The sequence below is a fragment of the Paraburkholderia kururiensis JCM 10599 = LMG 19447 genome (assembly GCF_003986935.1).
Lineage (GTDB): Bacteria > Pseudomonadota > Gammaproteobacteria > Burkholderiales > Burkholderiaceae > Paraburkholderia > Paraburkholderia kururiensis.
The window spans coordinates 13,592-39,013 of record NZ_RJZE01000019.1; the positions used below are offsets into that span (position 1 = coordinate 13,592).

The following is a 25,422-nucleotide window of genomic DNA, read 5'->3' on the forward strand; positions in this document are numbered from 1 at the left end:
CAGGGTGGCGTCACCGTCGCGCCGCGGCGACGATTGTCAAGAACAGCGGCGGCGGTTTTGACATTGGTGGGCACCTCGGCGCGAACTGCTCACAATTGCCGTTCGCACATGGCCCGATGGGGCCGTTTTGGAATGGAAGAATGGAACAGTGGGGGAGGACGTAACGATGAGCCTGCTGGACAAACTACTCGCGAAAACCAATCCGGAGCAAAGCCTGCGGTGGCGGGTACTGGCGCGGGTGCTGCTGGACGATGCCGGCCGGGTGCAGGCCGTTCAGCTCAAGCGCGGCTGCGGCGATCCTGCAATCGACGAGCGAGCGCTCACCGAACTCCAGAGCGGTCACTATCCGCCCACCAGGCTGGGGTCGAAGACCTCGCGCCGATGGCACGACGTGGCGTGGACGATGGAAGCGTAACGGAGTGGATTGAAGGGATGACGGTTGCTGCGGGGAAAGGCGTGCGTGGTGTTGCTGGTCCCCCCGACAGGAATCGAACCTGTATCTAGCGCTTAGGAGGCACTTGTTCTATCCATTGAACTACGGGGAGAGGGACCGGGCGCCGCAGGGCCAAGAGTATAACAAAGCCGCCCGGGCCGGAGAATGGCCGTTCGGACGATGGTGCAGACGCCAGTGTGCCGCTACGATTTCCACCACATGACTACGCCTGAGACCACTTCCCTCTACACCGATGTGCGTCTCGTCGCGCTTTACGACGCGCTGAATCCGTTCGCCGCCGACACGGCGTTCTATCTGGACCTTGCGGCAACGTTGCCGCGGGCGCCGATCGTCGACATCGGCTGCGGCACCGGACTGCTTGCCAGTGAATTGGCACGGCGTGGCCACGACGTGACGGGCATCGATCCTGCCCACGCCATGCTCGAAGTCGCGCGGCGGCGGGCCGGCGGAGCGCAGGTGCGCTGGATCGAGGGCGACGCGAGTGCGGCGACGCCGTCAGGTGCCGGCCTTGCGCTCATGACCGGGCACGTCGCTCAGGTTTTCGTGAACGACGCCAGTTGGCGCGCCACGCTTATTGCCATTCGTCGCGCACTGTGTCCGGGCGGCTGGCTCGCGTTCGAGAGCCGCAACCCGCAGGCACGGCCGTGGGAACAATGGACACCGGAGCGATCGCGACGAACCGTCGATCATCCGGTTGTCGGCCCGACAGACGTGTGGCAGCGATTGATCGAAGTGCGAAGCGACGGAGTTGGACCGCGTGTGCGCTTCGACACGCACTACCGGTTCTCGCTGACGGAAGACGAGGTTGTCGTCCCGAGCGAGCTGCGATTCCGCACGAAGGAAGAACTCGCGGCCACGCTGGACGAAGCCGGATTCAACGTGACGCAGTGGTATGGCGACTGGTCGGGCGCGCCATTGAGTGCCGACGCGCCTGAGCTGATCGTCGTCGCGACAAGATCATGAAGTCATGGCTTTGCGTCGCGAGGCGTGAGACCAACCGCGCGACACAGTTCAGCAAGCTACTTCAGAACTCCACCACCGCGAAGTCGCCCTTGCCCACATCGCAAAGCGGGCAGCGCCAGTCGTCGGGGATATCGGCGAAACGTGTGCCGGCCGGGATGCCTTCGTTCGGCAGCCCTTCTTCTTCGTTGTAGATCCAGCCGCAAATCAGGCAGACCCAGCTTTTGTATTCGACAACTTCACTCACGGCGTACTCTTCGTTCCATTCAATGCACATTCAGTGCGATTGCCGCGAGGCGCGACCGGCTCTGTGCCTCGCCGGGCGGCGGCGAGCCGCAATCTTACCGGAATTCGTCGCGCGGGCGTCTGCCGGCCCCTCTAGGCCGGTTCTCACGTTGTAGCAGTCGCGAGCGCCGCGTTCGCTGCCCATCCGGCCAGGCTGTCGCGGCTGCGCCGCCCGGTACAATGAGCGATTCCGGTCCAACGCAGCTTTTTCGGTCTCTTCCATGTCGCTTTACACCATCACCGGCGCGCAGCTCGCGTTCGGCCACGTTGCGCTGCTCGACCACGCGGACTTTTCGCTGGAGGCGGGCGAGCGCGTCGGCCTGATCGGCCGCAACGGCGCAGGCAAGTCGTCGCTCCTCAAGATCGTTGCGGACCTCACGAAGCCCGACGACGGCCTCGTCACGCGCCAGCAGAACCTCACGACGGTCTACGTGCCCCAGGAGCCCGAGTTCGACGCCGAAGCCACGGTGTTCGACACCGTGGCTTCGGGCCTCGCCTACGCGCAGCAACTGCTGGACGAGTACGACACGGTTGCACACCGCCTTGCAGAGACGCCCGAAGGCGCGGAGCACCACGCGCTGCTTGCGCGCATGAACGTGTTGCAATCGTCGGTGGATGCCGCGGATGCCTGGAACTGGCGCACCCGCGTGTCCACCACGCTCGCGCAGATCGGTCTTGACGGCGAGGCGCGCGTGGGCGCGCTCTCGGGTGGCATGCAAAAGCGGGTGGCGCTGGCGCGCGCGCTGGTCGTGCAGCCTGACATCCTCCTGCTCGACGAACCGACCAATCACCTCGACTTCGACGGCATCCGCTGGCTCGAAGAGCTGTTGCTCTCCCAGCGCGCAAGCCTCTTCTTCATCACGCACGACCGCGCGTTCCTCGACCGTGTGGCGACGCGCATCGTCGAGCTGGACCGTGGCCGGCTGCTCTCGTATCCCGGCAACTTCTCCGCTTATCAGGAGCGCAAGGCGCAGCAGCTCGAAGTGGAGCGGATCGAAAACGCGAAGTTCGACAAACTGCTCGCCCAGGAAGAAGTGTGGATCCGCAAGGGCGTGGAGGCGCGCCGCACGCGCAGCGTGGGGCGCATTGCGCGGCTCGTGCAGATGCGTCGCGAGCGCGAGGAACGCCGCAACGTGCAGGGCAACGTGAAGCTCGATGTCGCGCAGGGCGAGAAGTCGGGCAAGATCGTCGCGGAACTGACGGACGTGACGAAGCGCTACGGCAGCCGCACCGTGGTCGACCGTTTCTCGGCCACGGTCATGCGCGGCGACAAGATCGGCTTCGTCGGCCCGAACGGCGCGGGCAAGACCACGCTGCTCAAGCTGATTCTCGGGGAGATCGAGCCGGACGAAGGCCAGGTGCGCGTCGGCACCAATCTGCAGGTCGCGTATTTCGACCAGATGCGCGCGCAGCTCGACATGGAAAAGACGCTCGCCGACACCATCAGCCCCGGCAGCGACTGGGTCGAGATCAATGGCGCGCGAAAGCACGTCATGAGCTACCTCGGTGACTTCCTGTTCGCGCCGGAGCGCGCCCGTTCGCCCGTGAAGTCGCTCTCCGGCGGCGAGCGCAATCGTCTGTTGCTCGCGCGCCTGTTCGCGCGGCCTGCGAACGTGCTGGTGCTCGACGAACCCACCAACGACCTCGATATTCCCACGCTCGAACTGCTCGAAGAGCTGCTCACCGATTACGACGGCACCGTGCTGCTCGTGAGCCACGATCGCGCGTTCCTGGACAACGTGGTGACCTCCGTGATCGCGGCGGAGGGCGAAGGCCGCTGGCGCGAGTATGTGGGCGGCTTTACGGACTGGCAGGTCCAGCGCGATCGCGCTGAACAGCTGCGCGAGGCCCAGGCGCCGCGCGAGAGCGCGAAGGAAGCGCCGAACAAGGAGAGTGCGGCGGCGCGCAGTGCGCCGCGCGCCGTCAAGCTGTCGTTCAAGGAGCAGCGCGAACTCGACGCGCTGCCGGAGCGCATCGCGTCGTTGGAAGCCGAGCAGAAGACCATCGCGGCGCAACTCGAAGACGGCTCGATCTTCGCGAAAGACGCTGCCGAGGGCACACGTCTTACCGAACGCTATGGGGCGATCGAAGAGGAACTGCTGATTGCGCTCGAGCGCTGGGAAGAGCTGGAGAGCAAGCGCAAGTGAGCGCAAGTGTCGAGCACGGGCGAGAGCAGGCCGCACGTGCAGCGCGTTGTAAATTGCCGCCCAGGGCGAAATCAGTAAAATACCCCGCGAACCCGCCAGCCGGCGGGCCTGCGCCGTGCCCGGCACCTGTCGCGAACGCCTTGGCAGGCGCGCCATGCGGCATGGCAAGCCGAATGAGGCGGTAAACCGCAGGTCCGCCCGCGTAGCGAGCAACCCAATCCAGCCCGTTGTTTCGTATCGGATATTTTGAAAACTCAACGCCTTGTCCACGCAGATGTCCACAGAACATGTGGACAACCACGATGAACGGACGGACCCAAATCCACCATGTCTACGAAGAAGTCAAGCGCGGCCTATAGCGAAGCGTCGATCAAGGTGCTCAAAGGCCTTGAACCGGTCCGGCAGCGGCCCGGCATGTACACGCGCACCGAGAATCCGCTGCACATCATCCAGGAAGTTATCGACAACGCGTCCGACGAAGCGCTCGGCGGCTTCGGCAAGCAGATCATCGTCACCCTGAACGCGGACGGCTCCGTGTCGGTGGACGACGACGGCCGTGGCATCCCGTTCGGCCTGCATCCCGAAGAACGCGTGCCCGTCGTCGAAATCGTCTTCACGCGGCTGCACGCGGGCGGCAAGTTCGACAAGGCCGCGGGCGGCGCGTACACGTTCTCCGGCGGCCTGCACGGCGTGGGCGTGTCGGTCACCAACGCACTTTCGAAGCAGCTCGACGTCACCGTCTGGCGCGACGGCAAGGTGGCCGACATCGGCTTTGCCCACGGCGACGTCGTGAAGCCGCTGAAGACGCGTGGGGCTACCCGCGACGACAAGAAGAGCGGCACGCGCGTCACCGTCTGGCCCGACGCGAAGTACTTCGATTCGGCGAACCTGCCGGTGGGCGAACTGCAGCGGCTGTTGCGCTCGAAGGCGGTGCTGCTGCCCGGCGTCGAGGTCGTGCTCGTCAACGAGAAGACCGGCGAGCGCCTCAACTGGAAATACGAAGACGGCCTGCGCGGCTATCTGCTGGAAGGGCTCGCGGGCAGCGATCTCGTGATCCCGCTCTTCGAGGGCGAGCGCTACGCCGAAGGCTCGCGCGCGAGCGACGACACCTTCGCCGAAGGCGAGGGCGCCGCCTGGGTCGTCGCGTGGAGCGAGGAAGGTTCGCTCATGCGCGAGTCGTATGTGAACCTGATCCCGACGCCCGCCGGCGGCACGCACGAAGCGGGTCTGCGCGAAGGCCTCTTCCAGGCCGTGAAGAGCTTCATCGAGCTGCACAATCTGCAGCCCAAGGGCGTGAAGCTGCTGGCCGAAGACGTGTTCGCGCGCGTCTCGTTCGTGCTCTCCGCCAAGGTGCTCGATCCGCAGTTCCAGGGGCAAATCAAGGAGCGTCTGAACAGCCGCGATGCGGTCAAGCTCGTCGGGTCGTTCACGCGGCCCGCGCTCGAACTGTGGCTCAACCAGCATGTCGAGCACGGCAAGAAGCTTGCGGACCTCGTCATCAAGCAGGCTCAGGCGCGCACGCGCGCGGGTCAGAAGATCGAGAAGCGCAAGAGTTCCGGCGTGGCCGTGCTGCCCGGCAAGCTCACGGACTGCGAATCCACCGACATCTCGCGCAACGAGCTTTTCCTCGTGGAGGGCGACTCGGCGGGCGGCTCCGCGAAGATGGGCCGCGACAAGGAATACCAGGCCATCCTGCCGCTGCGCGGCAAGGTGCTCAACACCTGGGAGACCGAGCGCGACCGCCTTTTCGCGAACAACGAAGTGCACGACATTTCGGTGGCGATCGGCGTGGATCCGCACAGCCCCGACGACACCGTCGATCTCTCCAACCTGCGCTACGGCAAGATCTGCATTCTTTCGGACGCCGACGTGGACGGCGCGCACATCCAGGTGCTGCTGCTCACGTTGTTCTTCAAGCATTTCCCGCAACTGATCGAGCGCGGCCACGTGTGCGTGGCGCGCCCGCCGCTCTTTCGCGTCGATGCGCCGGCACGCGGCAAGAAGCCCGCGCAGAAGCTCTACGCGCTCGACGAAGGCGAACTCGACGCCATTCTCGACAAGCTGCGCAAGGACGGCGTGCGCGAATCGCAATGGACCATCAGCCGCTTCAAGGGCCTTGGCGAAATGAGCGCCGAGCAGTTGTGGGACACCACGATGAACCCGGACACGCGACGCCTGTCGCCCGTGGCGCTCGGCGACCTCGACTTCGATTCCACCGTCGCGCGCATGACCATGCTGATGGGCAAGGGCGAAGCGGCCGCGCGGCGCAGCTGGCTCGAAGAGAAGGGCAACGAAGTCGAAGCGGACATCTGAGCGCGGCGCGCGTGCACGTGTGAGACCCGCGCACCACGCAGGACAGGACCAGAACACGGATTGATTCAATGGACCAACAGGACGATCTTTTCACCGAGCCGGCCGCCCCCGCGGGCGAGTTCCTGACGCTCGGCCACTACGCGGAGCGCGCGTATCTCGACTACGCCGTGAGCGTGGTGAAGGGCCGCGCGTTGCCCGACGTCTGCGACGGCCAGAAGCCGGTGCAGCGCCGCATCCTGTTCGCGATGAACGAGATGGGGCTGGGCGACAACGCCAAGCCCGTGAAGTCGGCGCGCGTGGTGGGCGACGTGCTCGGCAAGTACCACCCGCACGGCGACCAGTCCGCCTACGACGCGCTCGTGCGTCTCGCGCAGGACTTTTCGATGCGCTATCCGCTCATCGACGGCCAGGGCAACTTCGGCTCGCGCGACGGCGACGGTGCGGCGGCCATGCGCTACACCGAGGCACGGCTCACGCCCATTGCGAAGCTCCTGCTCGACGAAATCGATCAGGGCACCGTCGACTTCATGCCGAACTACGACGGCTCCTTCCAGGAACCGAAGACGCTGCCCGCGCGTCTGCCGATGCTGCTCCTGAACGGCGCATCGGGCATCGCGGTGGGTCTTGCGACCGAGATCCCTTCGCACAACCTGCGCGAAGTCGCCGCGGCGGCCGTGGCGATGATCCGCAATCCGAAGATCTCGCACGCGGAACTGATGGAGAAGGTGCCCGGACCCGACTTCCCGGGCGGAGGCCAGATCATTTCGAGCGAAGCCGAGATTGCCGCCGCGTACGAAACGGGCCGCGGCAGCCTCAAGGTGCGCGCGCGCTGGAAGATCGAAGACATGGCGCGCGGCCAGTGGCAGCTCGTCATTACCGAGCTGCCGCCGAACACCTCGGGCCAGAAGGTGCTCGAGGAAATCGAGGAGCTCACCAACCCGAAGATCAAGCTCGGCAAGAAGTCGCTCACGCCCGAGCAGTTGCAGGTCAAGCAGTCCATGCTCGCCTTGCTCGACACCGTGCGCGACGAGTCGGGCAAAGACGCGCCCGTGCGGCTCGTGTTCGAGCCGAAGTCGAGCCGCATCGACCAGACCGAATTCGTGAACTCGCTGCTCGCGCATACGAGCCTCGAATCGAACGCCACGCTGAACCTCGTGATGATCGGCGGGGACGGCCGGCCGCGGCAGAAAGGCATCAGCGAAATCCTCGCGGAGTGGGTCGGCTTCCGCTTTGCCACCGTCACGCGGCGCAGCCAGCATCGGCTCGCGAAGGTGAACGATCGCATCCATATCCTCGAAGGGCGGATGATCGTTTTCCTGAACATCGACGAGGTGATCCGCATCATTCGCGAGTCGGACGAACCGAAGGCCGCGCTGATGTCCGCGTTTGGCCTCTCCGAGCGCCAGGCCGACGACATTCTCGAAATCCGGCTGCGCCAGTTGGCCCGGCTCGAGAAGATCAAGATCGAGAAGGAGCTCGAAGAACTGCGCGACGAGAAGGCGAAGCTCGAAGAACTGCTCGCGAACGAGTCGTCGATGAAGCGGCTCATCGTGAAGGAAATCGAAGCCGACGCGAAGCAATACGGCGACGAGCGCCGCACGCTGATCCAGCAGGAAAAGCGCGCCACGTTCGAAGCACGCGTGGTGGACGAGCCCGTCACGGTGGTGGTGTCGCAGCGCGGCTGGGTGCGCGCGTTGAAGGGCCACGGGCTCGATCCGGCCGGCTTCTCGTTCAAGGCCGGCGACGGCCTCTACGCGGCGTTCCAGTGCCGCACGCCGGACACGCTCATCGCGTGGGGCAGCAACGGGCGCGTCTATTCGGTGGCCGTGGCGCTGCTGCCGGGCGGACGCGGCGACGGCGTGCCGGTGACGTCGCTGATCGAACTCGAATCGGGCTCGCATCTGATGCATTACTTCGCGGCGCCCGCCGACCAGGCGCTGCTGCTCGCGTCGAGCAACGGCTTCGGCTTCATCGCGAAGGTGGGCGACATGGTGAGCCGTGTGAAGGCGGGCAAGTCGTTCATGACCATCGACGAAGGCGCGATGCCGCTCGCGCCCATGCCGATGTTCCCGGGCGTGACCCAGGTGGCGTGTCTTTCGGGCGGCGGCCGGCTGCTGGTGTTCGGCCTCGACGAGATGAAGACGCTCTCGGGCGGCGGCCGTGGCGTGACGCTGATGGCGCTCGATCCGCAAGAGACGCTGACCCAGGCGCTCGCAATCGGTAAGGCGGGCGTCGTGCTCATGGGCACGGGCCGTGGCGGCAAGGTCGCCGAAGAGACGCTGGCAGGCGCGGCGCTCGCCCCGCACGTCGGCAAGCGCGCACGCAAGGGCCGCGCGCCGGAGACGCGGCTCAAGGTGAGCGGCCTGCGGCCTGCGTTGCCCGCGGGCGCAGGAAACTGAGCGATGCATTCTGCGCGGCGCGGTGCAGTGCCGCCGTGCAGCGCCTTCGATTGCATCGATGCCCTGAACTGCGCCGCGCGGGAATGGTCGAAAGCTGGCCTGCGCGGCGGTTCTATATCACGAGAGGAAGACACATATGGGCAAGGCGATCGACATCGCGCTCTTTTTGCATTTGCTGGCCGTCGCCGTCTGGGTGGGCGGCATGGTATTCGCGAGTTTCTGCCTGCGCCCCGCGCTCGAAGACCTGTCGCCGCAGCTGCGTCTGCCGCTCGTCGCTTCGGTGTTCGGGCGCTTCTTCAACTGGGTGGCGGGCTCGGTGCTCGTGATTCTCGGCACCGGCGGCTTTCTGCTCGTCAAGTTCGGCGGCGGCCAGGCGTCGTGGCCCATGCATGCCATGGCCGGCATCGGCGTCGTGATGATGCTGATCTTCGGGCACATCCGTTTTGCCGTATTCCCTCGTATTCAACGCGCCGTACAGGCGCAGAAGTGGCCTGACGGCGCGCGCGCCGTGGCCACCATGCGCCAGCTCGTAATCATCAACATCGTGCTGGGCGTGGTGACGGTGGGGATGGCGGTGCTGGGGCGAGGCTTCTAATCCTTCCGCAAGGCGTTTCCTGGAGGCGCATTTCATGCGGCTCTTCTCATGCGCCTCATCTCATGTCGCATGCCGTCACAGCACGTGTGCGTAGAAGAGCCACAAGCCGCACGCCACGGCAACGGTGCCGTACACCAGATAGACCGGCAGCTTGAGCCGCGCGAAACACACGCATGAGAACGCGGCGGTGACGAGGTAGGCAGGCTGCATCGGCACATGGCGGGCAATGCGCAGCACGGCCACAGCGAGAAATGCCGTGGTGGCGGCGCGCAGAAGGCGCAGTCCGTGCTCGAAGCGGGCGTTGGTTTTCAGCTGGAGCAGGTGGCGCCGTGCGAGCACGACAAGACATCCCGACGGCACAAAGAGCGCGAGTGTGGCGATCAATGCGCCGGGCCAGCCATCCACGAGGTAGCCGAAGAACGGCACGACGTTGAGCAGCGGTCCCGGCGACAACGGCGAGAGCGAGAACGCGAGCGTGAAGTCGCTGTCGGAGATGCCCACGCCGGGCGTGACGAACAAGGTCTTCAACACGGGCAGCGCCGAAAAACCGCCGCCGAACAGCGTCATGCCGGCGCCCGCGAGCCGCGGCCACAGCAGCGCGAGTTCGAAGCGATGCGGCAACGGCACGGCAAACACGACGATCAACACGGCGAGCCCGGCAATCAACTGCCAGTCGCCGCGCGTCACGGCGAACTTCAAACGCGACTGGCGTTCGGGACTCGCCAGCCAGCCTGCGCCGAAAGACGCACAGAGAATCACCACGTAGGCGGCCGCTGCATGGGCGTAGGCGAGTGCCACGGTGGCCGCGAGCATTGCCGCCCATTCGAGCCGGCCGCGCACCAGCGCGCGCGTCTGCTTGTACCAGGTCACGAGAATCAGCGACGCCAGCACCACGCTGAAGTGATTGATGAGCGTGGGCGACACGATCGCCTGCATCGCCGGTGTCTGGTAGAAGGTCGCGAAGAGCGTCATCAACAGGAAGAAGGGCAGCACGCTGGCTACGCCGGCGACCCAGGCGCCTGCACTGCCGCGCAACGCGTGGCCCAACTGCACGGCGACGTTGCAGCCCACCGGGCCCGGCACCATCCACGCGAGCGCGATGAGGTCCGAGAACGCCACGCGCGAAAGCCGGCCCTCGCGCTCCACGTAGTGATGCTCGAGCTGGGCCATCAACGCAAGCCCGCCCCACGACATTGCCGAAAGCACGAACACCACGCGAAACAGCGCCCAAAGCGGTTCCTGCCGATGCTCGGCGGCTCCCGTGCTCACGGTAGTGTCGACAGTCTGGCTTGTGGTTGGCATGGCTGCGGCGCGCTGGTGTTGCGCGCGCCCCTCGTTCGGCCGGACGGTTGTTGCTGCCTTGCACCGTCAGGCCAGACGGCGCAGGTCAAAGGGTATCGGTTGCGTGTGTTGTCGTTATTGACGGCTATCGGTGTACGTGGTGTTGCCGAGCGGGCGAAAAACCGGCAACGCCGCGCGGCGATACCCAGCCGCTCGGCCCCTTCAGCCCACTCAGCCCGCGCTGGACGCGTCGCTCACGTCGACGTGACCTTCGTGCGCAATCGGATGCCGTTCGGTGCCGCAAACGCCGAAGCGTTCGAGCAGTGCGGGAATGCCGTCTGCGGGCACGGGTTTCGAGAACAGGAAACCTTGCGCTTCGATCTGGCCGAGTTGCGCGAGCCAGGCAATCTGCTCCTCGGTTTCCGTGCCTTCCACCACGACCGTGAGGCCGAGCGAGCGGGCGAGATTCACGATGGCGCTCACCATCACGCAGACGCTGCGGTCGCCCGGAATGGCCTGCACGAAGGTGCGGTCCACCTTCAACGTGTCCACCGAAAAACGGTTCAGGTAGGAGAGCGACGAGTAGCCGGTGCCGAAGTCGTCCAGCGCGATGCGCACGCCGAGGCGCTTCAACGCGAAGATCTTTTCGGACACGAGTTCGGGGTACTCCATCATCGCCGTCTCGGTAATTTCGAGTTCGAGGCGCCGCGCGGAAATGCCCGTTTCTTCGACGGCCTGCGACACCGTTTCATAAAGGTCGCCACGCCAGAACTGCACCGCCGAGATGTTCACCGCGAGCGAGAGCGTTTCGTACCCTTGCTGCTGCCACTCGGCGAGCTGACGGCACGCGGTCTGAATCACGAAGTCGCCGATCGGCACGATGAGACCCGTGGATTCCGCAACCGGAATGAATTCGTTGGCCGGAATGAGCCCGTATTGCGGATGGTTCCAGCGCACGAGTGCCTCGAAGCCCGTAATGCAGCGCTGCGCGAGGTCGATCTTCGGCTGGTAGGCGAGAAAGAGCTGCCCTTCGGCCAGCGCGACGCGCAACTGCTGCTCCCACTTCATCAGGTGATCTGCACGATGCGAAAGCTGCGGCGAGTAGAACTGGTAGCAGTTCTTGCCGGCGTCTTTCGCGCTGTACATCGCGAGGTCCGCTTTCTTGAGCAGGTCGATTTCGCTTTCGTGCGCCACCGAATAGAGCGCGATGCCGATGCTCGCGTGCAGGACGAACGAACTGCCGCGCACCTCGAAGGGCTTCGAAAACACGCCGGCAATCGCGCCGGCCAGATCGACGGCGCGCTTCTCGACGTTGTCGCCTTTCACCACCACCACGAACTCGTCGCCGCCGATGCGCGAGAGCGTACCCACGTCGCCCACGGCCACGGCGAGGCGCGTCGCCGTCATCTGTAGCACGATGTCGCCCGCGTTGTGGCCGAGCGTGTCGTTCACTGCCTTGAAGTCGTCGAGGTCGATGAAGAGGATCGCTAGGTGCCCCAGGTTCGCTGGCAGCGCCACGTCGTGACGCAGGTTCTGCAGCGTGGCGTAGCGGTTGCGCAGGCCCGTGAGCAGGTCGTATTCGACGAGATGCGTCATCTCGCGCTCGCGCCCCAGCAGCTTGCCGATCAGACCCGTGGCCACCGCGAAGAACGACAGCATGGCGAGCGAGATGAACGTCGCCATCAGCAGGTACACGTTGCGCGTGTGGTTGTAGTCCGCGAACTCCTCGGCCTGCGAAAGGCCCACCAGCACGCCGAGCGGATAGCCGTCGATATGCCGGTACGAGACGATGCGCGTCACGTGATCGATCGGGTCGACGTAGGTGCCCGAGACGTGCTCCGAAGTCGGATAGATGCCGCTTGCCGTGAAGGCGCCCATCGCCCGCTCGGCGCTGCCGGTGCGGCGCGCAAGCACGGTGCCGTTGTCCGAGATCACCGCGATCACGCCGTCGCGGCCAATGGCGGCGTTGTTGTAGAAGTCGCTCGTGAAGTAGCTCGGGTCTTCGGACACCACCACCACGCCCGCGAACGAGCCGTCGGTATGGTTGAGCCGGCGCGTCATCTGCAAGGTCCAGTGGCCCGACACGCGGCCCAGCACCGGCTTGCTGATGAAGAGCTGGTCGTCGTTCTCGTGCTCGTGCACGCGGAAGTGTTCGCGGTCGGAGAGGTCGATGTGCTTCGCGTTCGGGTCGGCGGTATTGGCCACGAGCTTGCCGTGCTCGTCGATCAGGGAAACCTGGATCAGCGTGTCGCTCTGCACCACGCCTTTTTCCACCGTGCTGGACAGATCGAAACGGTCCGGCGATTTCTCGAACTCGAACTTGACGAAGCGCGTGATCTGGTCGACCTGGTGAATCGCCTTCACCGTGTGCTGCTCGAGCGCCGACGACAGAATGGCCGCCGACGCCATGGCCTCCCGATAAGCGGAGTCTTTTTCCACCGAGAGCCGCGCGAAGATCACCGCCCACAGCAACACGAGAATCAGGACGCCAAGCGCGGGAATGACAAGCAGCGCCCGCCGGCGTGACAAGGCGGAGGCCGGGTCACGCCAGGACAGGGCGTCGCGCGTCGCGGGGAACCGAAGAGGATTCATCGTGCTGGCCGGCGCCCCGCATGTCGGGCCAGTGGCTCCGTGTACGTCGACCGCGCGTGTTGACTGGTTGGCTGCATGGTGATCAGAAGTACCGGACGGAGCGAGGAGAAGTGCACAACCCCGTGCTCAAACCGTGACGTGCAAACCCTGCATGAAGGTCTGGACTGGAACGCAAAGTCTGCACGGGAACGTGAACGAGAAGGCGCCCGCCCCAGCCAGGCGCCATATACGGCCCGATATTACTGAATGGCAATGGAATAAGGAAGCGTCGCCGCTTCGGGTATACGCGCCCCCGAAATGGCACGCGAAAACGTTGCCGTGCCCGGGCTCCCCGGGAGGCGGTCAAACCCAGATACCGCGCGGCTTTTCGAGGATTTCGTCCACCGCTCGCGGCGTGCCGTGCCCGCCATGTTTTCTTTCTTTGCCTTATCGTTTTGTGCCGTTCCTACCCAGTTTGCATTGTTTTGTCATGCCGCGGCTTTTGGCGGATATGAATAGTGGATAGGGCGGGATTGCGTGCCTCGAAAAGCGTGGCAAGGCGGGTATGCGGGCTTGTTACGTCAGGTCGCGACGCGCTCCTCGGGACGGGGCGGCGAGGCGCGTTCAACGGCGTTCGTGTCGGCTGCGAGCCCGGCACGAACGCCGCTGCACATTCATGGCAGCCTGAACGTGCCTTCGATTACCGTGAAGGATTCGCCGCCAATCCAGGTTTTGCCGCCGGCCTGGTCGTAATCCACGTAGATCCGACCGTCGCGGCCAAGCGCGGTGCCCTGACGCGCGGTATAGGACCGTCCCGGCTGTTTCTGCCGCAGCGACAGAAGCTGGGCGATGGCGGCATTCGCGCTGCCCGTGACCGGGTCTTCGCCTACGCCGAAACCGCCGCCGGACATCAGGCAGCGCACCTCGAACGTAGCGGGGCCACCCGCGGGATGAGGCGCGTAGAGCGCGACCCCGTGCGTGCCCGCCGCGCGCGTGACCGGCCCCAGCGCGGCAGGGTCGGCGTTCACCGCAAGGCAAGCCTCGGGCGACGGCAACCGGACGACGAGCCACGGCGCACCGTTGTCCACGGCGAAGGGCGGCTCACCCGTCGTCTCGACGGCCTGCGCTACGTCGATGCGGAGCGCAGCAGACAGCTCCGCATAGTGCTCGGCCGGCAGTGGCGTGACGCGCGCCGGCGGCGCCGCGAAGGCCCAGACGCGCTCGCCGCGCGCCGTCAGCTCGATCAGGCCCGCGGCGCACTGCTGCACGAGCCGGCCCGGCTGCTTCGGCTGGTAGCCGCTCTCGCGTACGGCGTGCGCGCTGCCGAGCGTCGGATGTCCCGCGAACGGCAGTTCGGCGCCCGGCGTGAAGATGCGCACGCGGTAGTCGGCGGCGGGGTCCGTAGGTGCCAGCAGGAACGCTGTCTCGGAGAGATTGGTCCAGCGCGCGATCTGCTGCATCTGGTCGGTCGTGAGCGTGTCGGCGTCGAACACCACGGCGAGCGGGTTGCCCTTGAACGGCACCGCGGTGAAGACATCGACCTGCGCAAAGCGCACGGTTTGCGCCGGCATCGCTTACTCGACTTCGGCCACGAGTTCGATCTCGACGCACGCGCCCAGCGGAATCTGTGCGACGCCGAATGCCGAGCGCGCGTGCTTGCCACGCTCGCCGAACACTTCGACGAAGAGTTCGGACGCGCCGTTCGTCACGAGATGCTGTTCCGTGAACGTCAGCGTGGAGTTCACGAGGCTCATCACCTTCACGATGCGCGTGACGCGGTTCAGGTCGCCCACGTGCGCGTGCAGTGTGGCGATGAGGTCGATGGCGATGGCGCGCGCGGCGGCCTTGCCTTCTTCGGTAGCGAGCGTGTCGCCGAGCTTGCCGGCCCACACCTTGCCGTCTTTCTTGGCGATATGGCCGGAGAGATAGACGGTGTTGCCGGTCTGCGCGCTCATGACGTAGGCGGCAGCGGGTGCGCCGGCCACGGGCAACTCGATGCCGAGTTCCTTGAGACGGTCGTAGACGTTGGATTGAGCCATGGTGAGAAGTCCTCGTTCGGTTCGGTCAAAAAATATCGGGCAGTGAGCGCTTTACAGGCTTGCAGCCTCACAGGTGCGTACGCACGAGCGCCGCGAGCTTCGCCACGCCTTCGTCGATCTTCGCGGGCGGCACGGTGACGAACGACAGGCGCAGCTTGTTGTGCTCGGGGTGGTCCGCATAGAACGGCGCGCCCGGCACGAAGGCCACGTTGTTGGCCACAGCCTCTTCGAGCAGCTTCATGCTGTCGATGTGCGCAGGCAGCGACACCCAGATGAACATGCCGCCCTCCGGCCGGTTCCAGCTCACGCCTTCGGGCATGTAGCGTTCGAGCGCGGCCAGCATCGCGGCGCACTGGTCACGATACAGCGCGCGAATGGTGGGCACGTGACGGTCGAGGAAGCCGTCCTTCACGACCTCGTGCACGATGCGCTGCGTGAAGCTGGGCGTGTGCAGGTCCGTTGCCTGCTTGGCCTGCACGAGCTTGAAGTGCAGCTCCTCGGGCGCGACGATGTAGCCCACGCGCAGGCCCGGCGCGAGCACCTTCGAGAACGAACCGAGATGCACGATGTGTTCCGGCGCCATCGAAAGCAGCGTGGGCAGCGGCTCGCCAGCGTAGTCGAGTGCGCCGTAGGGGTCGTCTTCCACCACGGGGAAGGGCGCGTTCATCGCGAATTCGGCCAGCGCGCGGCGGCGTTCGAGCGGCAGGCGCCGGCCCGTCGGATTCTGGAAGTTCGGCTGCGCGTACAGCAGGCGCGCGCCGGCCGTGAGTTCCGGCGTGAGGCCGGCGGGGATCAGACCCGCCTCGTCGGTGGGCACCTGGACGTAGTGCGGCTCGTACAGCGAGAAGGACTGGAGCGCGCCGAGGTAGGTGGGCGTTTCCACGAGCACCGGGCTTTGTGGACACACCAGCACTTTGCCGAGCAGATCGAGCGCCTGCTGCGAGCCCGTCGTAATGAGCACCTGCGTCGGGCGAATCTGCACGCCGCCCACCGAGTAGCGTGCGGCCACCCACTCGCGCAGCGGCAGGTAGCCTTCGGTGGCGCTGTACTGGAGCGCGGCGGCGGGCGCATCGCGCAGGATGCGCTCCGAGGCTTCGCGCATCTCTTCCACCGGGAACGTGGCGGGCGAGGGCAGGCCGCCTGCGAACGAGATGACCTCGGGCCGCTCCGTGACCTTGAGGATTTCGCGAATCGCCGAGCTGGTGAGCTTGCGGGCGCGTTCGGACAGTTGCCACGTGGGGGCGCGAAGGTCGCTATGGTCCATATGTCTCCTCGTTCGGTGGGGCGTGACTGGCGATGTATGAATCGGGTGGCGCGGATCTGCGGGCACGAATGGGCAGGCGCAGATCCGCGATCAAGACTGCAATTATGACGCGAGTTCTTCAGGCGGCGCGGGCGGGCTTGAGTGCCGTATGCACGGCAGCCCGGCGACCGAGCACCACCGTGACGATCACGGCGGCCGCGTAGAGCCAGGTCGAGGCCGCGACGGCTTCGCCGAAGAACAGCGCCGAAAACGCCATCGTGAAGAAAATCTGCAGCAGTTGCACCTGGCCCACGCGCGCAGTGCCGCCCATGGCGAGACCGGCGTACCAGGCGAAGAAGCCGATGAACTGGGAAAACAGCGTCACATAGCCGAACGCGAGCCAGGTTTTCAGCGCAACGGGTTCGGGATGCTGGAGATGATGCTGCCACGCAAGCCAGCCCACCGGCACGATCAGGATGGGCGCACAGAGCACGAGTGCCCAGCAGATCACCTGCCAGCCGCCCATCTGCCGTGCGAGCCGTGCGCCTTCGGCATAGCCGAGCGCGCCGATGCCCACGGCCACGAGCATCAGCAGATCGCCCGCGGCGGGCCGTCCGCCGCCTGCCTGCAACGCGAAGGCGACGACGATCGCGCTGCCCGCCAACGCGCTGGCCCAGAACGCTTTCGACGGCCGTTCGTGCGAAAGCCAGGCGGCATAGAGCGCGACGCAAAGCGGCTGGAGCCCGCCCACCACGGCGCCGTGCGAGGCCGGCACGGTTTTCATCGCCCATGCCGAGAACACGGGGAACGCGACGATCACGCCCAGCGCCACGAGCGCGAGGCCTTTCACCTGCTGCCACGTCGGCGGGCGCTCGCGCCGCCATGCGAGCAGCACGCCGGCCGGCACGGCGGCGACGAGCGCGCGGCCCAGCCCGTTGAGCAGCGGATGAAACTGCTCGACGACGATGTGCGTCATCGGCAGCGTGAGGCTGAAGATCACGACGCCCACGAGCCCGAGCAGCATGCCGCGGGATTCGCGTGCGTGAGTGGCTTTTGCCGTGGCCTCGCCTGCGCTTGGGTGGGAAAGCGTGTCGCGAGAGTTCATCGCGTCGGCCCACCGAGCGTGCGCAGACCGTCGCGCGTTTCGAATTCGGCAGCGAGCGAGGGCAGCGCGTCTTCGGCACACTCGTTCAGCTCGATCAGATGCGCCGCACCGAGCCATTCCAGTTGCTCGCGCAGCGTCGCGAGCTGCGACTGCGGACAAAAACCCTTCAGCGAACGCAGCGCAATGCCGGTCTCGGGCAGCACCGCGGTGGGGTGCCGCGGTGTGTCCCACTGGATCAGCGACGGCACGATGCCGTCGCCCGCGCCGTGCCAGGCGGGGAATGCGCCGTCCGCGGGAACCGTGAGCGCCCAGCTGAAGTCGCCGCGCGTCATGGGCACAACGGACGCAATGCGCTCCGGGTACTGCGCTTGCCACAAGACGAGGTTGCGCGGCCGCTCGACACGCGCCACCCAATGTGAGAGATACGGACCGTTTTCGAGGCGCGCGTGCGTGAGCGGGTCGTCGAGCGCGAAGAGCCGGGGCCGGGCGCCTGCTGCCGGGGCCGCCGCGTTCGGGTCGATCGCGATCACTTCGAGGTACATGCCGCCCCACAGGTTGACGAGCCGGTTGTGCGTGCGCATCAGCGGATGCGCGCCGCCGCCGGCGAGTTCCACGCCGAGTGTGTCGGCGACATAGCGGGCGCCCTCTTCGAGGGTGCGGGCGGTGATGACGAGGTGGTCGAGACTGAGCTTCGGTGCGGTCATGAGCGTTCGGAGGGCAAAAGGACGCCAGGGTAAGCAGCGTGTCCGGTCAAATGTAACGGTTCCGACCTGCACAGTAACGGTACAATCGGCCGGGTAATGTTCGGTACAGTTGGAGCCGCCATGTCCGTCCCGCTCGACCAGATTCCCGCGCCCCACGACGCAGCCACGCTCACGCTCGTCGACCAGCTCGTGCAGTGGGGCCGCCGCCGCATCGAGGAACGCGTGTTCCGGCCCGGCATGCGCATGCCCTCCATCCGCAAGCTCGCGCTCGACAAGGGCGTCTCGCGCTTCACCGTGGTGGAGGCCTACGAGCGGCTCGTCGCCCAGGGGTATCTGGATTCGCGGCGCGGCTCGGGGTTCTACGTGCGTGAGCGGCTCATCGCGCCGGTGGCGGGCGAGCGGCGGGCCGCGGGCGGCGCGGCGAACGCTGCCGACGCCGGTCCGGCGCCGAGCACCATCGATGTGGTGTGGCTCCTGCGTAACATGCTGCACACCTCGACGCGGCCGGAGAAAGGGCCGGGGCTCGGCTACCTGCCCAACCGCTGGCTGGACGGCGAACTGATTGCGGGCGCGCTGCGGTCCCTGGGCCGCCAGAGCGGCGGCCAGCTGCTCGGCTTCGGCACACCGCAGGGCTTTCTGCCGCTGCGCCAGCAGTTGCAGACGCGGCTCGAGGAACTGGAGATCGGTGCGTCGCCGGAACAGATCGTGCTGGTCTCCGGCATCACCCAGGCAATCGACCTGCTCGCGCGACTCTACGTACAGCCGGGCGACACAGTCGTGGTGGGCGACCCGGCGTGGTTCCAGATGTTCGGCCGCTTCGTCTCGCAGGGCGCGCGGCTGGTCGGCATGCCGTACACGCCCGAAGGGCCGGACCTCGACGCGCTCGAAACGCTGGTCCAGACGTGGCGGCCGCGCATGCTCGTCGTCAATTCGGTGCTGCAGAACCCCACGGGCACGTCGCTCACCGCGGCGCAGGCGTTTCGCATTCTGCGGCTCGCCGAAGCGTACGACTTCATCGTGGTGGAAGACGACATCTACGGCGACCTGTGCCCGCCCGGTTATCCGGCCACGCGGCTCGCGAGCCTCGACCAGCTGCGGCGCGTGATTTACCTCGGCAGCTATTCGAAGACGCTGGCGGCGAATCTGCGGGTCGGATTCGTTGCAGCCGCGCTGCCGGTGACGAGAGCCGTGGCCGACCAGAAGATGCTGGTCGGCATGACGACGCCCGAACTGAACGAGCGCGTGCTGTACAAGGTGCTGACCGAAGGGCACTACCGGCGCCACGTGGAGCGCCTGCGCGCGCGGCTGGACGGCGTGCGCGACAAGGCCGCGCGGATGCTGGAAAAGACGGGGCTGCGGCTTTTCTCGGCGCCCGGCGCGGGCATGTTCCTGTGGGCCGACACCGGCGTGGATTCCGACGCGCTCGCCGCGGCAGGGCACGAGGCTGGCTTCCTGCTCACGCCGGGCAGCCTGTTCTCGCCGAACCAGTCGCCCTCCACCTGGATGCGCTTTAACGTCGCCAACTGCGGCGACCCGGCGCTGCCCGCCTTCCTCAATCGCTATCTGGAAAGCGTGGTGCGCCGGGCCTCTTGAAAAGAGCGGGCGCCGGCCCCATTTCGGCGCTCGCGTGATCAACGACACTGGCCAAACCAGCAACCGAAGGGAAATTCGACCATGGCACAAGAAACCATGAGCTTTCAGGCAGAAGTGAAGCAGCTTCTGCAACTGATGATCCATTCGCTGTACAGCAACAAGGAGATCTTTCTTCGCGAACTGATCTCGAACGCCTCGGACGCGGTGGACAAGCTGCGCTTCGAAGCCCTTGCCAACAGCGCGCTCTACGAAGACGACCCGAACCTGCGCATCCGTGTCTCGTACGACAAGGCCGCGCGCACCGTCACCATCGACGACAACGGCATCGGCATGAGCCGCGACGAGGCGATCTCGCACCTCGGCACTATCGCGCGCTCGGGCACCAAGGAGTTCTTCAGCAAGCTCTCGGGCGACCAGCAGAAAGACGCGGCGCTGATCGGCCAGTTCGGCGTGGGCTTCTACTCGGGCTTTATCGTGGCCGACCGCATCACGGTGGAAACGCGCCGCGCCGGCCTGCCGGCTTCCGAAGGCGTGCGCTGGGAAAGCGAGGGCGAGGGCGACTTCGCGGTGGAGACCATCGAGCGCAAGCAGCGCGGCACGACCATCACGCTGCATTTGCGCGAAGGCGAGGACGAACTGCTCTCCACCTTCAAGCTCAAGTCGATCATCCAGAAGTACTCGGACCACGTGGCGCTGCCCATCCTCATGAAGAAGGAGGAATGGGACGCCGAGAAGAGCGAGATGGTCACGAAGGACGAAGACGACACGGTCAACCAGGCGAGCGCGCTGTGGACCCGTCCGAAAAGCGAAATCACCGACGAGCAGTACACGCAGTTCTACCAGCACCTCTCGCACGACCATCAGGACCCGCTCACGTGGACGCACAACCGCGTGGAAGGCCGCAGCGAATACACGCAGCTGCTCTACGTGCCCGCGCATGCGCCGTTTGATCTCTGGAACCGCGACCATCGCGGCGGCCTGAAGCTCTACGTGAAGCGCGTTTTCATCATGGACGACGCCGAGCAGCTTCTGCCAGCCTATCTGCGTTTCGTGAAGGGCGTGGTGGATTCGAGCGATCTGCCGCTCAACGTGTCGCGCGAAATCCTGCAGGAAAGCCGCGACGTGAAGGCGATTCGCGAGGGCGTGACCAAGCGCGCGCTCTCCATGCTCGAAGAGCTGGCGAACGCGGAGACCGATGAGGGCAAGGCGAAGTACGCCACCTTCTGGAACGAGTTCGGCCAGGTGCTCAAGGAAGGCATTGGCGAAGACTTTGCCAACCGCGAGCGCATCGCGAAGCTCGCGCGCTTTGCGTCGACGCACAACGACTCAGCCGAGCAGAACGTGTCGCTGGCCGAGTACGTCGGCCGCATGAAGCCCGAGCAGACGAAGATCTACTACGTCACGGCCGACACGTGGCAGGCGGCGAAGAGCAGCCCGCACCTCGAGGTGTTCCGCAAGAAGGGCATCGAAGTGCTGCTGCTCACCGACCGCGTGGACGAATGGATGCTCTCGTTCCTCACCGAGTTCGACGGCAAGCCGCTGCAAAGCGTGGCGCGCGGCGACCTCGACCTGGGCGCGCTCGACGACGAGGAAAAGAAGCAGCAGGAGAAGGTCTCCGACGAACTCAAGCCGCTCGTCGAGAAGATGAAGGAAGCGCTCAAGGACAAGGCCAAAGACGTGCGCCTCACGTTCCGCCTGACCGATTCGCCCTCGTGCCTCGTGGCCGACGAGGGCGAGATGAGCGGCTACCTGCAGCGCATGCTGAAGGCGGCGGGCCAGCAGGCGCCCATGTTCCATCCGATCCTCGAAGTGAACCCCGAGCATGCGCTCGTGAAGGCACTGCGCACCGACAGCGCGGACTTCGACGACTGGTGCCATCTGCTCTTCGACCAGGCGCTGCTGGCCGAGGGCGGTGCGCTCGACGATCCGGCGGCTTTCGTGAAGCGCACGAACGCGCTGTTGATCGGGCGAGCGGGGTAAGGGGGTAAAACGGGGTAACAGGGCAGCGGGGCGGCGTGCCGCCCCGCGCCGTTGCTGGCGGCTTGCCCCTTGCCGTGCCGCGCCCCGTCCTATAATGCCCGCCATGGTTATTCGTCTCGATGCTGCCGACGCGCACTGGCGTGTCGCGCCCATGCCCGGCTTCACTTCCCATCAGAAAGACTGGCTCACCCGTGGTGGTTCGCTCACCGCGCATCTGCGCACGCTCGGCACGGTGGCGGTGCACGTGACGCGCGAGGCCGTGGCGTTGCCGTGGTCCGACGAGCATGTTCCGCTTGGGCTCGCGCCGCGTGCGCCCGTGTGGGTGCGCGAGGTCGTGCTGGCTGTCGATGGCGTGCCGTTCGTCGCAGCGCACAGCGTCGCGCCGCTCGCCGCGAGCATTGGCGTGTGGCAGGCCATGCGGCGGCTGCGCACGCGGCCGCTCGCCGAACTGCTCTACAGCGACAGCAGCGTGGCGCGATCGGCGCTCGTGAGCCGTCGCGTGAACGCTCGGCATCTGCTCTATCGGCTGGCCGCGGCGCAGGGCGACGAAGAGCGGCGGCCGCACGCGCTGGTCGCGCGGCGCTCGGTTTTCACGCGATACGGCGCACCGCTCATGGTGACCGAATGCATGCTGCCGGCGCTGTGGGCGCACCTCGATGCAATGACGGCGGCTGTCTCGCGCGGGGTGTATTCGTCGCGCGGGCGCGGTCCACTCGATCACGTTGCTTCGCGGGCGCATACAGCACATGGCTTGCATGCGGCCGATGTGCCGCCGGTGCCGTTTGTGTCGCTGGTGCCGCATGCAAGCCATGAGGCTCGCGCACTGGAGTCTCGCGACGCGATGGAATCGTCGCTGCGGCAGCGGCGCCCCCGTTCTTGAGCGCTCGATCCCATGTCACTCAAACACTGCTTTGCCCCGGTCGTGGACAGCAACACGCGGCTGCTGATACTCGGCAGCCTGCCTGGCGAGATGTCGCTCGCGCAAGGGCAGTACTACGCGCACAAGCAGAACCGGTTTTGGCATTTGATGGGGGATGTGATTGGCGAGGCGTTGCCGCACATGAATTACGACGAGCGGCTGCAAGCGCTGCTCGATCATCGCGTCGGGCTTTGGGATGTGATTGCGAAGGCGCGGCGGGAGGGCAGTCTGGATAGCAACATTCGCGATCATGCGACGAACGATCTTGCCACGCTCGTGGCAGGGTTGCCGAATCTTGCCGCCGTCGCATTCAACGGCGGCACTGCCGCAAAGATAGGTATGCAGGCGCTGGCGGAGAGCCGTCCGTCGCTCGATCTCGTCAAGCTTCCTTCAAGCAGCCCGGCTTATGCGGCCGTGCCCTATGCCCAGAAATTGAGGGCGTGGGAGGCGTTGCGTAAGTGGTTGGTGGAGTAGGCGCAGCGCGGGGCTGATGGGGCGGGAATGCCTGCACCCGCGGTATAAGGGGGTGCAGACATTGATCTTTCGATCGAACAGGAACGCGTGGGAATAGCGTGTCTGGCGGCCATCCGCGTCTTCGCCCATGGCCTCTCGAGCTTGTCCCTAAGTCACTGACGTGCTTTTGCGCATTCCCGACCGGCAAGCTTTTGCCTATTCGCCGTGGCTAATCGTGGGCTGCGGGTGATTTCGTGGTCGGTGTCGCCAGCGTGTTGTTGACACCGAACGAGGGTAACGCTGAACCCGTGTTCGTCGCACTCGACTGGTTCGAGTTCTGCGACGCACGACCGCTGTCCGAACTGGTGTCACCCGGCGTGCCGTAGCCGCTCTTTGCATCGGCCGGCGACTTTGTAGTCGGGGTCGCAAGCGTGTTGTTGCCTTGTGCATAAGCACCGCCCGACAACATGAGCGCAATACCGGCTGCGACCAGTGTGCTGGTTGTCTTGTTCATGACTCGCTCCTCTCTCTGATTGGATCAGAATTTTCGACGCAGACGAAAACGGCTCAATTGCTACTCAATTCAAGCCATGCACGATAAGGCTTATCGGGCCGGTATTGCGCGGTATCGACGCGTTGCCGCCGGCCGACCCTACCAGATCGAGTCTGCGCCCATAGCGCAAAGGCTAGGAAAGCGGTCACCAAAAACCAAGCGTGTTGTCCGCAATGGTGAATTTCGTTTTTCGCGGCCAATTCAGGTCGAGTTCCCGTGGTGGTACGGGCCTGTCATTGCAGGTCTCGAGCAAAACGGCATTCATTACGTACATGGGTTTCGGCGTAATGCGGCTACCTGCTTGCGTTCAGCAGTGTGCGGGCATCGTGTGGCAATGGGTCGTCCGGCTGCGCGGCAACATCGGTGTCTTATCCGTTCGTCATAGCGCGGCGTTTGCCGCGCGCCCTGGCAGGTAGAATCGCATGCATTGTGCCTAATGCGCCGTACGAAATCAGCGAGCCCGAAATGACCAATACGTCTCTTCCATCACCTGACTGCGCCATCGATTCCGCAGCCGAAAGCCATGACGCAGACGTGCCCGAAACAGTTCACGAGGACTGTCTGTGGCGCGACGGCGGCTGGACCGCGCGCGTTATCAAGAACGAGGACGACGATGGCTGGGCCGTCGAGATGATCAAGGACGGCGAGCAGGAGCCTGCTCTCGTCGGCCCATGGACCATGGGCCGCAACAAGAAAGATCCGAAGCCGCTCGACACCGCGGCATTCAATACGCTGGTGAAAACTGCCTCGGAGGTATTGCGTCGGCACGAGCAGCAACTACGCGCGCAGTTGCATAAGAGCGTGACGGTCGCGGCGGCAGCGGGCGATGGCGAATTGGAGATCACGCTGGATATCGTTCCCGACGAGGACGAGCCGTACGCGCTCTTGACCGCGCTGGACGCCTTTGGCGAGCAGCTTGCTCAAGTGCAGGTGGCGCCGAACTTCAAGCTGAGCAAGGCGAGCGCGGTGAGCTGGGTGGAAAACGAGTTTCGCCGGCCGGGCTGAAAGCGCGCGCGGCGTTGCGCAAGTAAGCGGCTGGGCTGGCCGGCCGATGCGGCGAGGGCGTCAGGCCGCGTCCGCTCGTTGCCGTCGGGCAACCCGCGCTTCGAAGTGAGGCCGCGAATACGACTTCGATCTGGCCTTGTCGTGGGACGCTTGCCGCTGCCGCTGCCGCTGCCGCTGCCGCTGCCGCTGCCGCTGCCGCGTTCGATTTCGATCATCACTTCGCTCGCGATGTGGGCGCCTGTCATGCGCGCCGTACCCGAGGCGCGGCCGGTTCTGATGGCGCCGCCGGGCCTGATGCGCGAGCGCTTCGCGGCGCGGCTTGCGGCGCATTGCATCGATATCGGGCGCGTCGCGTTCTCTGCTTTCCGTCCGCGAGAACAAGTATCTCGAAACGTATCGCGAAATCGACCTCGCGCTCGACACGTTTCCGTACAACGGCCACACCACGAGCCTCGATGCGCTGTGGATGGGCGTACCGGTCGTCACGCGTTGGGGCCGCTCGGTGGTGGGGCGGAGCGGCTTGAGCCAGCTTGCGCGGGCTTGCCGAACTCGCCGCTTCCACCGACGAACAGTTCGTTCAGCTTGCCGTTGAACTGGCTCACGACGCGCGTCGGCTTGCGGCGTTGCGTGCGAGCCTGCGGCCGCGCATGACGCAGCCGCCGCTGATGGATGGCGTGCGCTTCGCTACGAATAGGGAGCGCGCGTATCGGCAGATGTGGGCGCAATGGTGCGCTTGATGCGCCACAGGCGCAGACGCACTGCGACGGCAGCCGAACCCGTGCGGCGATGGCATGCGCGCCGGGGCACGCGGACCGTCCGACGC

At 65.7% G+C, this 25,422-nt stretch carries 22 protein-coding genes and 1 tRNA gene; 13 read left to right on the plus strand and 10 right to left on the minus strand.

What is annotated here, in order from left to right; translation table 11 throughout:
- Positions 1-166 precede the first annotated feature (166 nt).
- On the plus strand, positions 167-415 hold the full coding sequence (locus tag PKKP23_RS22125; RefSeq protein ID WP_126878448.1) for an energy transducer TonB: 249 nt from the start codon (positions 167-169) through the stop codon (positions 413-415).
- Between the two features lie 55 nt (positions 416-470).
- Here PKKP23_RS22125 and PKKP23_RS22130 read toward each other — a convergent pair.
- A tRNA-Arg gene (locus PKKP23_RS22130) sits at positions 471-545 on the minus strand.
- A 107-nt stretch (positions 546-652) separates the two neighbouring features.
- Here PKKP23_RS22130 and PKKP23_RS22135 point away from each other — a divergent pair.
- Entirely contained in the window at positions 653-1,417 is a 765-nt protein-coding gene (locus tag PKKP23_RS22135) for a class I SAM-dependent DNA methyltransferase (RefSeq protein ID WP_240659098.1), read from the plus strand.
- 61 nt (positions 1,418-1,478) lie between these two features.
- Here PKKP23_RS22135 and PKKP23_RS22140 read toward each other — a convergent pair whose 3' ends face one another.
- Entirely contained in the window at positions 1,479-1,691 is a 213-nt protein-coding gene (locus PKKP23_RS22140) for a rubredoxin (RefSeq protein WP_017774302.1), read from the minus strand.
- A 229-nt stretch (positions 1,692-1,920) separates the two neighbouring features.
- On the opposite strand from PKKP23_RS22140, the gene PKKP23_RS22145 reads away from it, so the two are divergent.
- The 4 genes from PKKP23_RS22145 to PKKP23_RS22160 all read left to right on the plus strand — a co-directional run bounded on the left by PKKP23_RS22145 (position 1,921) and on the right by PKKP23_RS22160 (position 9,153).
- Complete coding sequence (locus tag PKKP23_RS22145; protein ID WP_126878449.1) at positions 1,921-3,846, plus strand: ATP-binding cassette domain-containing protein; 1,926 nt, start codon at positions 1,921-1,923, stop codon at positions 3,844-3,846.
- 327 nt (positions 3,847-4,173) lie between these two features.
- On the plus strand, positions 4,174-6,159 hold the full coding sequence (locus tag PKKP23_RS22150; protein ID WP_017774304.1) for a DNA topoisomerase IV subunit B: 1,986 nt from the start codon (positions 4,174-4,176) through the stop codon (positions 6,157-6,159).
- 68 nt (positions 6,160-6,227) lie between these two features.
- Entirely contained in the window at positions 6,228-8,558 is a 2,331-nt protein-coding gene (gene parC, locus PKKP23_RS22155; protein WP_126878450.1) for a DNA topoisomerase IV subunit A, read from the plus strand.
- A gap of 136 nt (positions 8,559-8,694) precedes the next feature.
- The gene (locus tag PKKP23_RS22160) at positions 8,695-9,153 is read left to right on the plus strand and encodes a DUF4149 domain-containing protein (RefSeq protein WP_017774306.1); all 459 of its coding nucleotides are present in this window, start codon (positions 8,695-8,697) and stop codon (positions 9,151-9,153) included.
- A 75-nt stretch (positions 9,154-9,228) separates the two neighbouring features.
- Here the strand turns inward: PKKP23_RS22160 and PKKP23_RS22165 are convergent, their stop codons facing one another.
- The 7 genes from PKKP23_RS22165 to PKKP23_RS22195 form a co-directional block, all read right to left on the minus strand.
- A complete protein-coding gene (locus tag PKKP23_RS22165; RefSeq protein WP_126878451.1) occupies positions 9,229-10,455 on the minus strand; it encodes a chromate transporter in 1,227 nt (408 codons plus the stop codon).
- Positions 10,456-10,665: 210 nt separating this feature from the next.
- Positions 10,666-13,026, minus strand: coding sequence for a bifunctional diguanylate cyclase/phosphodiesterase (locus tag PKKP23_RS22170; RefSeq protein ID WP_126878452.1), 2,361 nt, complete (start codon positions 13,024-13,026; stop codon positions 10,666-10,668).
- A 653-nt stretch (positions 13,027-13,679) separates the two neighbouring features.
- The gene (locus PKKP23_RS22175; RefSeq protein WP_126878453.1) at positions 13,680-14,576 is read right to left on the minus strand and encodes a PhzF family phenazine biosynthesis protein; all 897 of its coding nucleotides are present in this window, start codon (positions 14,574-14,576) and stop codon (positions 13,680-13,682) included.
- Positions 14,577-14,579: 3 nt separating this feature from the next.
- Positions 14,580-15,044 (minus strand): RidA family protein, encoded by a 465-nt coding sequence (locus tag PKKP23_RS22180; protein ID WP_017774310.1) that lies wholly within the window; start codon positions 15,042-15,044, stop codon positions 14,580-14,582.
- Between the two features lie 67 nt (positions 15,045-15,111).
- Positions 15,112-16,308 carry an aminotransferase-like domain-containing protein gene (locus PKKP23_RS22185; RefSeq protein WP_126878454.1) on the minus strand — a complete coding sequence of 399 codons (1,197 nt, stop codon included), beginning with the start codon at positions 16,306-16,308 and terminating at the stop codon, positions 15,112-15,114.
- Positions 16,309-16,426: 118 nt separating this feature from the next.
- Positions 16,427-17,311, minus strand: coding sequence for a DMT family transporter (locus tag PKKP23_RS22190; RefSeq protein WP_126878536.1), 885 nt, complete (start codon positions 17,309-17,311; stop codon positions 16,427-16,429).
- A 77-nt stretch (positions 17,312-17,388) separates the two neighbouring features.
- Positions 17,389-18,096, minus strand: a complete 708-nt coding sequence (locus tag PKKP23_RS22195) for a VOC family protein (protein ID WP_126878455.1) — start codon at positions 18,094-18,096, stop codon at positions 17,389-17,391.
- A gap of 120 nt (positions 18,097-18,216) precedes the next feature.
- Between PKKP23_RS22195 and PKKP23_RS22200 the strand changes: the two genes are divergently transcribed.
- From PKKP23_RS22200 to PKKP23_RS22215, 4 genes are all read left to right on the plus strand, one after another.
- Positions 18,217-19,689 carry an aminotransferase-like domain-containing protein gene (locus PKKP23_RS22200; RefSeq protein WP_126878456.1) on the plus strand — a complete coding sequence of 491 codons (1,473 nt, stop codon included), beginning with the start codon at positions 18,217-18,219 and terminating at the stop codon, positions 19,687-19,689.
- 81 nt (positions 19,690-19,770) lie between these two features.
- On the plus strand, positions 19,771-21,669 hold the full coding sequence (htpG, locus tag PKKP23_RS22205) for a molecular chaperone HtpG (RefSeq protein WP_126878457.1): 1,899 nt from the start codon (positions 19,771-19,773) through the stop codon (positions 21,667-21,669).
- 103 nt (positions 21,670-21,772) lie between these two features.
- Entirely contained in the window at positions 21,773-22,549 is a 777-nt protein-coding gene (locus tag PKKP23_RS22210; protein WP_126878458.1) for a chorismate--pyruvate lyase family protein, read from the plus strand.
- Positions 22,550-22,561: 12 nt separating this feature from the next.
- Complete coding sequence (locus PKKP23_RS22215) at positions 22,562-23,062, plus strand: DNA-deoxyinosine glycosylase (RefSeq protein WP_126878459.1); 501 nt, start codon at positions 22,562-22,564, stop codon at positions 23,060-23,062.
- Positions 23,063-23,270: 208 nt separating this feature from the next.
- Here PKKP23_RS22215 and PKKP23_RS22220 read toward each other — a convergent pair whose 3' ends face one another.
- The gene (locus tag PKKP23_RS22220; protein ID WP_126878460.1) at positions 23,271-23,555 is read right to left on the minus strand and encodes a hypothetical protein; all 285 of its coding nucleotides are present in this window, start codon (positions 23,553-23,555) and stop codon (positions 23,271-23,273) included.
- Between the two features lie 504 nt (positions 23,556-24,059).
- Between PKKP23_RS22220 and PKKP23_RS22225 the strand changes: the two genes are divergently transcribed.
- The 3 genes from PKKP23_RS22225 to PKKP23_RS34610 all read left to right on the plus strand — a co-directional run bounded on the left by PKKP23_RS22225 (position 24,060) and on the right by PKKP23_RS34610 (position 25,336).
- Entirely contained in the window at positions 24,060-24,599 is a 540-nt protein-coding gene (locus tag PKKP23_RS22225) for a hypothetical protein (protein WP_126878537.1), read from the plus strand.
- Between the two features lie 319 nt (positions 24,600-24,918).
- On the plus strand, positions 24,919-25,191 hold the full coding sequence (locus tag PKKP23_RS34605) for an O-linked N-acetylglucosamine transferase family protein (RefSeq protein ID WP_240659099.1): 273 nt from the start codon (positions 24,919-24,921) through the stop codon (positions 25,189-25,191).
- Positions 25,130-25,336, plus strand: coding sequence for a hypothetical protein (locus tag PKKP23_RS34610; RefSeq protein WP_240659106.1), 207 nt, complete (start codon positions 25,130-25,132; stop codon positions 25,334-25,336). The genes PKKP23_RS34605 and PKKP23_RS34610 overlap by 62 nt, the downstream gene beginning before the upstream one ends.
- Positions 25,337-25,422 lie beyond the last annotated feature (86 nt).